Below are 12,689 nucleotides of genomic sequence, written 5' to 3' on the forward strand. Positions count from 1 at the left end.
GCAGATCTGGCTGGTGGTGATGCTGACTAAATGAAACAGATGCAAAAACACCTAATTATTTGGGTGTTGGGGATGATATTGCTTGACAGGAAGGGGAAGTCCCTAGAGATGGGTTAGCCAGCATTTGTTGTGAAAACCAATAGCTGGGCTATACATGGGTTTGCTTGTAACACTCCACGAACAAGCTCATACGAAAATATGGCCCATGATAAAGATAAAAAATTGCCAATTGCATAACTATAAAAACGTACAAGAGTTGACATATTTTTTCCATTAGTATGCACTCCGCCTTGAATGCTAAGCCAACCAGTAAACGCTTTGAAAGCAAGGACTCCCCCAAGTATTTCAGTGTGGTTTGCAACCAAAGCATAAATGTATACTGCAGACTCTATTGTTCCCATCACTTTGCCGATAGTTTCTCTAATCGTTAGATCTTTTAATTCAACCTTAAATGCTTCATCCAGATCTGTTCCATTTGTGGCCTCTTTTTCAAGTAACTTTAAGCACGAGCGGATCGACAAGCTAACAAGACCCACCCAAGTAAATAAAGAGCATAGGATAAAAGATACTAAAAAAATCCAAAACTGGAATGGCTCGCTCATATTGAATCTCTGTAAGGCTAACGTTTGAGTTCAGCGGCCGCCGGAGGCGGTCCGCTGGAACGATGGGTTGGGCTGCATTCTGCGACTCATTTCTTGGTGAGATTCTTGTATGCCCCCAAAGCTGCGCCAATTGCAGCTCCGGCCGCGGGACCAATTAGTGGCACAGGAACCGCTATCGCTGCGCCGACAACAGCGGCGGCAGCGGAATCTTTTGCTAGATCGGATTTGGCCGCTTCAGATGCCACGCGGGCAACTTCTGTGGCCGCTCTTTTCGCCAAGTTCAGGCCTTTCTGGGTTAACTGCTTTAGATCCTCTTGATCCAGCTTCCCGTCGCCATCTTGGTCGAGAATAGTGGTGGCTACAGTAACTGCAGAGTTTTTGGCCGTTTGGAGCGCTGAAGAGATTGAACTTCCGGCGTTAGAGGCTGACTGCTTGGCGCCATTTGCGATGTTTATCAGCTGATTTTTCATTTGTGATTCTTTAGAAATTATCTAGTGCTCCGTGGATTGGCCTGCCGCCCAACGTAATATAGACACCGAAATCGGTGTATAACTTAAATTTAACATTTGTTTACTTTTGTTGATTATTCAAATAAATTATTGTTTATCTTGGTTTTTTTCTTGGTCAACTTACATGGCTACTTCACAACTGCAACAGGAAACACACCCGCCCAAGTTACTAGTGTTAATGCGTGAAAAAATACGTGTTAATCATTACAGCATTCGTACAGAAACGCAATATTTGCAATGGGCAAAGCGGTACATTTTGTTTCATCATAAGCGGCATCCAAAAGAGATGGGTGGCAAAGAAGTTGAAGCTTTTCTATCGCACTTGGCGGTTGACGGGAATGTTTCTGCCAGTACACAAAATCAGGCATTGTCTGCTTTGTTGTTTCTGTATCGGGTAGTGCTGGAGCAGGAATTACCATGGATGGAGGATGTGATTCGGGCTAAGAAGCCCAAGAAATTGCCTGTTGTGCTTTCCAAGCAAGAGGTGATTTTGTTAATGGAGGCGATGCCTGAGGGTGTTTACCGCTTGGTTGTGCGTTTGTTGTATGGCACGGGCCTGAGGATTATGGAGTGCTGTCGATTACGGGTACAGGATATCGATTTTGACCGCGGTGAGATTTTGGTCAGAAACGGCAAGGGTGCAAAAGACAGGGTGACGATGTTACCCACCAAGATTATCCCGGCCTTGAAAACACACATGGCTTTTCGTAAAGCGATCTTTGAAGCAGATTTAAAGCAAGGAAAAGCAAGTGTGTATATGTCAGATGCGCTTGCGAGAAAATATATGAATGCGGACCGCAGTTGGCCTTGGCAGTATGTGTTTTGCTCGGGGAGTTTCTCAGTGGATCCGCGCACGGGGATTGAGCGCAGGCATCATCTGGATGAAAAGCTGATTCAGCGGGCGTTTAAAAAGGCAGTGTTAGCGGCTGGTTTGCACAAGGCTGCGACGCCACATACTTTGCGTCATAGTTTTGCCACGCATTTGTTAGAGCAGGGCTATGATATTCGCACCGTGCAAGAGTTGCTGGGACATTCGGATATTTCTACCACGATGATTTATACGCATGTGTTGAACAAGGGCGGTCGGGGGGTCAGTAGTCCACTGGATGTGATTTAACCCAGATTTTTCATTAGGCGATTTTCAATCTACTTGAACGTCAACTTGTCTGGGTTGCGTCTTTTTTGCGCTCATGGAGAATCTGGGTTTTCTGGTGTTCTGTCAGGTGACTTTTCAATCAAGGGCTTGTCAACTTAACCACTTTCGTCAATCGTCACGCAAACTTTAGCGTGTATTGGCGGTGCATGAAATAAAGGCTGTTATGAGCAGCGCACAAGCAATTTACTGTTTTATGCATTGTGTATGTTTAATTTCCGCCAAAAATCGTATTCAGCGATTCACTTTTACTATTCTCGACCATCACAGCGGCTTTGCCGGGGTCATTGGCGATGGTATTCGCCCAATCCTGACTCATGGTTTCAATCTCGCTATTGCTGCTACTGGCTGTCAGACCAGTCAATCCCGTTGAGTCACTTTCACTGTCATCTGTGCCAAAGATGAGCGAGGCGTTGCTTAACTGGTATTGCCGCATTTGTTGCAGTAAGCCTTGCGCGGTATAGGTGGGGGTTGTGCTGCTGCTGGCGCCAAGTGTCACGCTGGCACTCTCTGAGGCGGAGGTGCTACTGGTACTGGTGGTTTCAGTATTGGCCTTTTTCACGCTTTGACTCTTGGTGTCAGTGGTGGCCGTGCTGTTGTCTGTGCCGTAGGTTTTGCTTAATAGTGAAGCTACGTTGTTAATGTTAGAAACTGACATGACGTTTCCTTAAATAAAGATGAAGTTACATTACTCCGTATCCTGTTAACGGCATGATTAGAATAAACTTTAGAAAGTAGCTTAATTTAGTTATTTGCGTGAAGCAGACTTGCATGATGGATTGCCGTGGGCTAGAGCACTCACAATGACAGCATGTCATTGTGAGTTTTCAGTGCATGCAGCTGGTTAAGGGGGAGGGTAAGTCTTTGCGAGCAAAGCGCGGCAATCAAGGCAACTTTTCCCAATCAGGCCAATAGATTGACCTGTACATTGACGATGAGCGAGGGGATCACGGCAGGCCCTATGAAGCTGCCAGCCACGGGCGGCACGGCTTCCGGGTTGCGTGCCACGGCCACCGCAATATGCTGTGTGCCGGTGACCAGGCCAGAGGTAGGGTCAAAGCCTTTCCAGCCGGTGCCTGGTAGATAGACTTCTGCCCAGGCATGGGTGGTGGCATTGCCTGCTTCGGTGGCCGGGGCATGCAGATAGCCGCTGACAAATCGGCTGGCCAGGCCCAAACAGCGGCAGGCTTCTATAAATAAAGTGGCGTAATCACGGCAGGAGCCACTGCCGTAATTGAGCGTGGTGGCCGGTGTTTGAACCCCGGCTTCTTCACGGACCTGATAGCGAAACTGGGTATAGATGGCCTGGTTTAAGCGGGTGAGTAAGGAGAAGGTGGTCCAGTGGCCGTTGCGTACCCCAAGGTGTATGAGCCAGTTGTTCACCGCGGTCTGGTCATTGGCAAACACGGGTAATTGAAAAGCGGTAAGATCCGCCCATTCCGCTTGCGGGTAATTGAACGGGTAATTGACGGCATATTCTTCTATCAAAAAGTCCAGCGGGGCTTCTTCATAGTGTTGTATCACCACTTCACTGGCAATGGTGAGCTTGTCACTGGCTTGCTGAAAGGTGACCGCCGCCAGCGAGTTATCAAACACATCACGTGTCCATTTGATGGTGTAGGCAGGCGAGATATTGAGCAGCGAGGACTCGATACGCAGGTCATGGCCTTCACGCGGACGCAATAACAAATAATGCTGTTGCAAGGTGACCTGGGTCGGAAAAGTATATTCGGTCAGGTGTTTGATTCTCAAGCGTTTCATAATGTCAGGTTGCCTTTGATCAAGCGGGCGCGTCAGCCAGTTGCGTGACGCGTACCTGCATCAGTTCAGGGTGCAGGGCCGGGCCAAACTGATTAAAGATGGCCACATCTGCGGCATCGTGCCCATAAGCGACGGTGACTCGCCCCCCGCGTGGCTGGCTCTGGGTGGGGTCAAAGGTATACCATTTTCCATTAACATAGGCCTCAAACCAGGCATGGAAGTCCATGGGATTTAACTCGTGCAGATAACCCACCACCATGCGTGCCGGAATGCACAAGCCACGACACAGCGCGATGCCTAAATGCGCCAGCTCGCGACACACGCCTTCACGTTGCTGGTTAACCTCGACCGCAGACAGTTGAAAGTGCGGTGAATCCGGGTTGAAGCGAATATTGTTGCGTATCCATTGCGCAATGGCGGCCACCTGATCATAACCAGGCAATACACCGGCGACGATGTGCTGGCCGAGGTCAATAAACTTATCTGATTCACAATAACGCGAGGGCAACAGATAGGTTAAGACATCATCGGGCAGGTTCTGCACATCTTCAAAAGGGGCGCCCGGCGCAGTGTCGATCCCATCAGCCGTCAGAATATCTGCGGAAGTACTGATGGAAAACTCACCGACAGGGGCAATCAGGCGCTGGCAAAGGTTGCCGTAACTGTCCGTGTATTCCACTACGGGTACGCTGGGTTTTAATGTGTAAGACTGGCGCGCCACCCATTGGTGCATGCCGCTGCGCGGGCGTAACATTAAAATAAACGGGGTAGGGATGCTGACATGAAAAGTGATATCGCATTCAGTACGTAACCACATGCATTTTCCTTATGGTGATCACATAAGGCCTATTCTAGCCTGCTTTGAGGCTGTGGCTCCATTGTTTTTTCTGAATCATCAGAGGGGTCTGGAATGCAAACACGCCATGAATGGCGGGAAAAGCGTTGGCCTGGGTACAAAAAAACCGGGTGTTCCCGGTTTTAGCGTGCGTAAATTCCCGCGCGTCCCATCATTCTGTTGCGTATTTAGCCCCGAATATTGCTCTGTGCGCTGAACTGTGTCAGTTCCACATAGGGCTGTGGTTGCCAGCCCGCAGCACGGTGTTCGGCAATCACATTGGTGAAAATGCCGCCACGGACAAAAAACTTGGCAGTGACGCGCATAAATTTCGGGTCAATGGCGATGACCAGATCATCGAGAATACGGTTGGTGACCGCTTCGTGAAAACAGCCTTCATCACGAAATGACCAGGTATAGAGCTTGAGGCTTTTCAGTTCTACGCATAACTGGTTGGGAATGTAATCCAGATAGATCACTGCAAAGTCAGGTTGGCCGGTTTTAGGGCAGAGACAAGTGAATTCGGGGATTTCCATATGAATATGAAAATCACGGTTTGGATTAGGATTTTCGAAAGTTTCGAGGATCTTGGTGGGTTGGGCGGTGGGCTTGCCACCAAGTAAATGATCGGACATATCTGTATCTGTTTCTGTATAAAAGTGGTTATTATAACGCCTGAGTTTAATTAAAAAATCTGATAAGTGGTTTTCTTACTTTGCGTCTGACACATTTAAAACTTGCGGGGTTCAAGTCTTTTGTTGATCCGACCACCATACACCTGCATGGACAGCGTGTGGGCGTGGTGGGTCCGAATGGCTGCGGTAAATCCAACGTGATGGAGTCTGTACGCTGGGTGCTGGGCGAGTCTTCGGCCAAAGAGATGCGCGCTGATGCCATGGACGCGGTCATTTTTAACGGGTCGGGTAACCGAAAAGCCATTTCGCGTGCCAGCGTAGAACTGGTATTTGATAACAGCATGGGCGGTGCCAGTGGCGAGTGGAACCAGTATGCTGAAATTTCAGTCAAGCGCGTGATCGAGCGCGACAAAGGCTCCACTTATTACATCAACAATACCGCCGTGCGTCGCCGCGATGTGGCCGATCTGTTTTTGGGAACAGGCTTGGGCGGGCGGGCGTACGCCATCATTGGTCAAAACACCATTTCACGGATTGTCGAGGCCAGGCCGGAAGAATTGCGTGTATTCCTGGAGGAGGCGGCCGGTATCAGCAAATACAAAGAGCGTCGCCGTGAAACCGAATTGCGCTTGCGCGACACGCGCGAAAATCTGGCGCGCGTCGATGATATTTCGCGCGAAATGAACAAGCAGATACTCAAGCTGGAAGCACAAGCCGTGGTGACCCAGCAATATCAGAGCCTGCAAGCCGCGTTTAAGCTGGCCGAGGCGCAATGGTGGTGGCTGCGCAAGCGCGATGCTTTACTCGCCCATGAAGCTGCCAGCAAAGCCGTTGAACAGGCGGTGAATGCGCTGGAGGCACAAATGGCGGCCTTGCGCAGCAACGAGCTGCAACTGGAGCAGTTGCGCCAGCAACACCAGGAAGCTGCAAATACCTTGCATACCACGCAGGCGGCCTTTTATGAAGCCAATGCCCAGGTGTCCAATCTGGATTTGCAAGTCAAGCAATCTGAAGAGGCACGGGACCGGCTGTTACAGCAGCAGCAGCAATTGCAGGCGCAACTGGAACGTGGCAGCCAGCAACAGCAGCAATTGCAGGCCCAGTTAGCAGAAAAAACGGCCGCACTGGCGCTGGCCGAGCACACTGTGGCCGGCCATGCCAGTCAGTTAAGCAGCCTGCAACAGGACTTGCCTGCGCAGGCGACACAGTTGCAGGGGGTGCAGCAGGCCGCGCAAAACGCACAAATGGCGGTGCAGCACAGTCGGCAGCAGATACAGATTGAACAGAACAATGTGCAGTTTATGCAGCGTAACCTTGCTGATGCGCAACAGCGCTTGCAGCAACTGAATCAGGAACTCGGACTTTGGGCATTGCCGGATATGCAAGCCATGGATGCGCTGCAACAGCAGCTTGCAGAGCATCAGGCCAGCCTGCAGGGTGCAGAACAACAACTGGCGCAGTCACGCACGCAGGAAGCGGAATGGCAACAGCAATTGCAACAGGCGAGAAACACACTGCAACAGGCGCAGCGTGCACACCATCAGGCCGAAGCCGAGTGCCAGTCTTTGCTCAAATTACAGCACAGCATGAAACAGGATCAGCAACTGGCGCCGTGGTTGCAAAAAACCGGATTACAGTCTGCCCCGCGCTTGTGGCAGGCCATACAGATCGAAACTGCGTGGCAACCTGCACTGGAAGCCTTTTTGGGCCTTAAACTGAATGCCTTGTTGCCTGAGCAGCAGACTGACTGGCTACATTTGCCGCATCCGCAGGCTGCACTCGCCATTGCCCAGTCTGCGACAGAAGCGGCAACGTTGCCGGGACACTGGCAAGGCTTGCCCAGCTTATATAGCCTGATGTCAGTGAAGCAGCCTGCAATGACGGGGGCGGTGCAACACTGGCTGGCGGGTGTGTATGTACTGGAAGATCTCTCACAGTTAGGCCACCTTCAGCCCAAGCTGCAGGCTGGCATGTGTTTGCTCACAAAAAACGGGGATATTTACCAGCGTTACAGTGTGGTGTTTCACGGCAGACAAACCCAGATGCAAGGCGTGCTGGAGCGGCAACAGCAACTCGAATCGCTGCAAGCAGGATTGGCGACATTGTTAGCGCAAGTCAGCGATGCGCAACAGCAGGTGCAGGGGCTGGAGGCCAGCCTGCATACACTTCGCCAGCAACAGCAACTCGCGCATCAACACATCAAGCAATATACGGCAGGCATGCACGATTTGCAGTTGCAGGTTTCACGCATGCAACAGGCACACGACAATGCCTTGCGGCGTCAAACGGCGTTACAACAGGAGATCACACTCGCCGATGCAAAACAAGGCAAACTCACTGAGGAAATAGCGCAGGCACAGCAAAGTATAGCGCGCCAGCAGCAATTGTTCGCGGGCCTGGAAACCGCAGCCCGCGAAGCACAGTCAGCCAAACAACAGACTGAACAGGCTTATTTCAACCTGCGTGACGCTGTGCAGCAAGCGGAAAAAGCGCACCAGTCACAAGTGTTTGAGCATACTTTGCTCAAAAATGCGGTCAGTGAGCTGCAACAGCGGCTGACGCAAAATAACCAGGAGCGTCAGCATCTGGAGTTGCGGCTCGGCGAGACTGCACAAGCGTTGGCCATCAGCACGATGGAAACGCTGAAAGCCAATCTGGCCGAGGCCTTGACGCGTCAGCACACTTGCGAGCAGGCACTGGCACAGGCCAGAAACCAGTTGGCGCAGCAGGAAGCCGCGTTGCAGGAGCAGGAGCGTGCGCGCATGCAGGTTGACCAGCAACTTTATCCACTACGCGATGCTGTCGAACAACGCCGTCTCAAGCAGCAGGAATGCCGCATGCAGGTCGAACAATGCGAAACTGCACTACATGCAGCCGGGTTGGACGAGGCATCTATCCAGCAGGGTCTGGAGCCGGATGCAAAAGTGCACAGTCTCGCGCAAACCACACAACGACTGCAACAGCAGATTCAGCAACTGGGGCCGGTGAATATGGCGGCCATTGAAGAGTTAGCCTCTGAAAAAGAACGAAAAAGCTATCTCGACAGCCAGTTACAGGATCTGATCAGCGCCACCGAAACGCTGGAAGACGCCATCCAGAAAATTGACCGTGAAACACGTGGCAAACTGCGTGCGACCTTTGACGAAGCCAATCGCAACTTTGGCGAATTGTTTCAAACCCTGTTTAACGGCGGCCAGGCCAAACTGGAATTGTTGGGCGATGAAATTCTAGACACGGGCGTACAGGTGTTTGCCCAGCCACCTGGCAAAAAAAATACCACCATTCAGCTCCTTTCTGGCGGAGAGAAAGCGCTGACTGCGATGGCGCTGGTCTTTGCGTTGTTCCGCCTGAATCCAGCCCCGTTCTGTTTGATGGATGAGGTGGACGCGCCACTGGATGACAGCAACACCGAGCGCTTCTGCCAACTGGTGCGTGTCATGTCTGAAAAAACACAATTTCTGTTTGTTTCACACAACAAAATTACTATGGAAATGTCTCAACAATTGATAGGCGTCACCATGCAGGAATCCGGTGTGTCACGCATTGTGGATGTAGATATTGATGAAGCGATACGCATGCATGCGGCGTAAAGCATGTTTTGTTGTATCATATTTCGTAGTTTTAAAGGATTGTAAGCATACATGTCTGATTTATGGATGATTTTGGTGTTGCTAGGCGTCAGCATTGTGCTGGCAGTGGTAGCTTTTAACTGGTGGCAAGAGAAAAAATACCGCCGAGATGTGGAGTATCGTTTTAGTCAGAACCGTGTCGATGTGCTTGACACCGAGACGCCTGCCGCTCCGTCAAAACGTGAATCTGGGATCCACTCTGCAACGAGTGAAAAACATACGCGCTCTGAAGACGTTGAAGGTTGGATGTCTGAGCCCCGCGTACGTCAAGCGCCAAAAGTTGAACCAGGCTTTAGCGTAGAGCCATCTAAGCCCAAAAAAGTCGCATCCGAACAGTTAGATCACTCGAGTGTCAGCAAACTGGCGGCTGAATTACAGTTTACACAAGGCCAGCAATCAGCCGTGCAGCCAATCCCACCGCAATCATTCAACCCTCAGCAGTCCAAGCCGGGGCTGCCTGAATCAGCTGTCAGCCAGGAGGCACTGGCTTTTGCGACAGCGCCTGATGCAAGTGAGACGTCTGATGCGAGTGCAGGGATTTCAGAACAACCACAACTGGTTGAAACGCCTCAGGTAAAAGTTATTTTACCTCCGGCAGTCAACCCTGTAATGGATCTGGTTGGCGTGATTGCTGCCCCGCTGGGTGTGGCAACTGTCGAACTCGAAGACTTACTGGCAGAAGTGAAAACTTTTCCACAGCACGCTACACTTTGGGCGCTGAATGGGGCTGCGAACGCACCGTCTCATTGGCTTGATTTGCTTGGCATTGACAGTGCTGGCTTGCAAAACTTGTCCAGTGTTACGCAACTCGTGTGTGGGTTGCAACTTGCAGATCGTGGCGGACCGGTGGATGCAGACACACTGAAACGCTTCCAGAAGTCCATCGAGACCCTAGCGCGGCAGTTGGGATTGCAAGTGGAATGGCAAGGTGAAAATGCGCCAGCACAGCAGGCACAAATGATCGACGCTTTTTGTATTGAAGTGGATAAAGCCGTCGAGTTTCATGTGCTGGCAGGGCAGGGCATGTTCCATGCGACAAAACTGCGTGGCTTGGCTGAGGCTAGCGGTTTGCGGTTGTCTGAGCAAGGCCGCTTTGAATTAATCAGCAGTGATGGTCATTTAGCATTTTCAGTACGCAACTATGAGGGCAAGCCATTTTCCACAGACATGTTAAAGACTGCTGTGATGACAGGTATTACTTTCCAGTTGGATATTCCGACCACCCCTAATAATGTACAAGTATTTGACCATATGATTGAAGTGGCCAGAGGCATTGCACAAAGTCTGGGCGGCAGCATGATAGATGTAAACCGCAAACCTATTGGTGACACCCAGTTAAGTAAAATTCGTCAGCAATTGAAAACCATTTCCAGTGCCATGGCTGAAAAAGGGATCCTGCCCGGTAGCAGCCACGCCAAGCGTTTGTTTTCCTAAAGTGTCTGCATGTCTGTGAATGAAGCGGCCAACGCGCTGCAACAGCTTAAACAACGCATTGCAGAGTACGACTATCACTATTATGTCCTCGATGACCCATTGGTCTCAGATGCCGAATACGATGGACTTTACCGTGCCCTGGTTCAGCTTGAAACTGCATATCCTGCACTGATTACCCCTGACTCACCGAGTCAGCGTGTCGGCGGACAAGCCCTGGGGGCCTTTGATAGCGTACAGCATCGTCAGGCCATGCTCTCGCTCAATAATGCCTTTGCTGATGAAGAACTGGAAGCCTTTGATCGCCGCGTGCGTGAGGGATTGGGAGAAGCTGAAGTTATCTATGCGGTCGAACCCAAGTTTGACGGCCTCGCTATTACGCTGACCTACGAACATGGCCTGTTTGTACAGGGGGCGACGCGTGGTGACGGCTATACGGGTGAAAATGTCACACACAATCTCAACACCATCCGGGCGATTCCTGCACGCTTGCCGCTTGAGCATCCACCTGCCTTGCTTGAAGTGCGTGGCGAGGTCTTGATGCTGAAGAAAGACTTTGAAAAACTGAATCAGCAACAAGCTGCAGCGGGCGCCAAATTGTTTGCCAATCCGCGCAACGCAGCAGCTGGTAGTCTGAGGCAGTTGGATCCCAATATCACCGCCAGACGCCCCCTGCATTTTTTTGCCTATGGCCTGGGGGCGAGTGAGGGTGCTCCAGAAATACATTCACATGCAGCAGCCATGCACTATCTCGCCGATTTACGTTTTCCAGTCAGCGCTTTGCGCGCAGTAAAACAGGGTGTGGCTGGTTTGCGCGATTATTATGCCGAAATCGGTGCCAAGCGCAGTCAGCTTCCGTTCGATATAGATGGCGTGGTATACAAGGTGAACCAGTTTGAACAACAGCAAATCCTGGGCTTTGTTTCACGCGCCCCGCGCTGGGCGGTGGCACACAAATTTCCTGCCGAAGAAGCCATCACTGTGGTCGAAGATATCACCGTGCAAGTGGGGCGTACCGGTGCTATTACACCGGTCGCCAGGCTAAAGCCTGTGTTTGTGGGGGGCGTGACCGTCACCAATGCGACCTTGCATAACGAGGATGAACTGCGTCGGAAAGACATCCATATCGGAGATACGGTCGTTGTCAGGCGGGCAGGGGATGTCATTCCGGAAGTTGTCTCTGCCAAGCCTGAGTTACGGCCGGCCAATGCGCGGGCGTTTGTCATGCCTACGCTGTGCCCGGAATGCGGTTCACACGTGGTGCGTGGGCAAGATGAAGCGGTCGCGCGCTGTACCGGCGGACTGATTTGCCCGGCACAGCGCAAACAGGCGATTACCCATTTTGCCTCGCGGCGAGCCATGGATATTGAGGGCTTGGGTGAAAAGCTGGTCGATCAACTGGTGGCCTGCAATCTGGTACAGCATCTCGATGATGTGTATCGCTTAAGCACCGACCAGCTTTCTGGCCTGGAACGCATGGCTGAAAAATCTGCGCAAAATGTGGTGGATGCCATTGAAGCCAGTAAACAGGCGACTTTGCCACGCTTTATCTACGCGCTTGGCATCCGCAATGTTGGCGAAGCCACTGCCAAGGATCTGGCACAGCATTTTGGGTCGCTTGAGGCGTTGATCGGCGCAGACATCCAGGCATTACTGCTGGTCAACGATGTGGGTCCAGTTGTGGCAGAAGCGGTGTATCAGTTCTTCCAGGAAAACCATAACCGCGAGGTGATTGCCGCCATGCGTGCGCTGGGGGTGCAGTGGCCGGATATCGTCAAAAAGGTTCAAGGCATCTTGCAGGGCAAGACACTGGTGCTGACTGGCACTTTACCCACGCTCAAGCGTGACGAGGCACAAGCCATGATCGAAGCCGCGGGTGGCAAGGTCAGCGGTAGTGTCTCTGCCAAAACCAGCTATGTGGTTGCTGGTGCCGAGGCTGGTAGCAAGCTGGAAAAAGCGCAACTGTTGAATATTCCAATATTGGATGAGGCCGGTTTGCTGGCTTTATTGCAACCTGAGGAGGCGCTTGCGGTCACACACGGCATAGAGGCTGCAGTCGTGACTATCACTCCTGAATCCCCCTCTCAACAACCGGATTTGTTTTGATATGCGCTCAAGCCTTACTTTAATACTT

The 12,689-nt window shown here is 51.4% G+C and carries 10 protein-coding genes; 4 read left to right on the plus strand and 6 right to left on the minus strand.

The window, feature by feature from the left end:
• Positions 1-113: 113 nt before the first annotated feature.
• Positions 114-602 carry a hypothetical protein gene (locus Q9291_RS03750; RefSeq protein WP_306388667.1) on the minus strand — a complete coding sequence of 163 codons (489 nt, stop codon included), beginning with the start codon at positions 600-602 and terminating at the stop codon, positions 114-116.
• A gap of 86 nt (positions 603-688) precedes the next feature.
• Positions 689-1,072 carry an EF-hand domain-containing protein gene (locus Q9291_RS03755; RefSeq protein WP_306388668.1) on the minus strand — a complete coding sequence of 128 codons (384 nt, stop codon included), beginning with the start codon at positions 1,070-1,072 and terminating at the stop codon, positions 689-691.
• A 163-nt stretch (positions 1,073-1,235) separates the two neighbouring features.
• Here Q9291_RS03755 and Q9291_RS03760 point away from each other — a divergent pair, with 163 nt between their 5' ends.
• Positions 1,236-2,228, plus strand: a complete 993-nt coding sequence (locus Q9291_RS03760) for an integron integrase (RefSeq protein WP_306388669.1) — start codon at positions 1,236-1,238, stop codon at positions 2,226-2,228.
• A 247-nt stretch (positions 2,229-2,475) separates the two neighbouring features.
• Here the strand turns inward: Q9291_RS03760 and Q9291_RS03765 are convergent, their stop codons facing one another.
• The 4 genes from Q9291_RS03765 to queF all read right to left on the minus strand — a co-directional run bounded on the left by Q9291_RS03765 (position 2,476) and on the right by queF (position 5,495).
• On the minus strand, positions 2,476-2,922 hold the full coding sequence (locus tag Q9291_RS03765; RefSeq protein WP_306388670.1) for a hypothetical protein: 447 nt from the start codon (positions 2,920-2,922) through the stop codon (positions 2,476-2,478).
• Between the two features lie 245 nt (positions 2,923-3,167).
• The gene (locus tag Q9291_RS03770) at positions 3,168-4,025 is read right to left on the minus strand and encodes a transglutaminase family protein (RefSeq protein WP_306388671.1); all 858 of its coding nucleotides are present in this window, start codon (positions 4,023-4,025) and stop codon (positions 3,168-3,170) included.
• 19 nt (positions 4,026-4,044) lie between these two features.
• On the minus strand, positions 4,045-4,842 hold the full coding sequence (locus Q9291_RS03775) for a transglutaminase domain-containing protein (protein ID WP_306388672.1): 798 nt from the start codon (positions 4,840-4,842) through the stop codon (positions 4,045-4,047).
• A gap of 206 nt (positions 4,843-5,048) precedes the next feature.
• Positions 5,049-5,495 (minus strand): preQ(1) synthase, encoded by a 447-nt coding sequence (gene queF / locus Q9291_RS03780; RefSeq protein WP_306388673.1) that lies wholly within the window; start codon positions 5,493-5,495, stop codon positions 5,049-5,051.
• An 80-nt stretch (positions 5,496-5,575) separates the two neighbouring features.
• Between queF and smc the strand changes: the two genes are divergently transcribed.
• Genes smc through ligA form a run of 3 tightly spaced genes read left to right on the plus strand, consistent with a single transcriptional unit; the run spans position 5,576 to position 12,661 of the window.
• Positions 5,576-9,085: a chromosome segregation protein SMC gene (gene smc / locus Q9291_RS03785; protein ID WP_306388674.1), complete on the plus strand. Its 3,510-nt coding sequence runs from the start codon at positions 5,576-5,578 to the stop codon at positions 9,083-9,085.
• A gap of 51 nt (positions 9,086-9,136) precedes the next feature.
• Positions 9,137-10,558, plus strand: a complete 1,422-nt coding sequence (locus Q9291_RS03790) for a cell division protein ZipA C-terminal FtsZ-binding domain-containing protein (protein ID WP_306388675.1) — start codon at positions 9,137-9,139, stop codon at positions 10,556-10,558.
• 9 nt (positions 10,559-10,567) lie between these two features.
• Positions 10,568-12,661, plus strand: a complete 2,094-nt coding sequence (gene ligA, locus Q9291_RS03795; RefSeq protein ID WP_306388676.1) for an NAD-dependent DNA ligase LigA — start codon at positions 10,568-10,570, stop codon at positions 12,659-12,661.
• The last annotated feature ends 28 nt before the right edge of the window (positions 12,662-12,689 follow it).

The organism is Methylophilus aquaticus, assembly GCF_030769565.1.
Lineage (GTDB): Bacteria > Pseudomonadota > Gammaproteobacteria > Burkholderiales > Methylophilaceae > Methylophilus > Methylophilus aquaticus.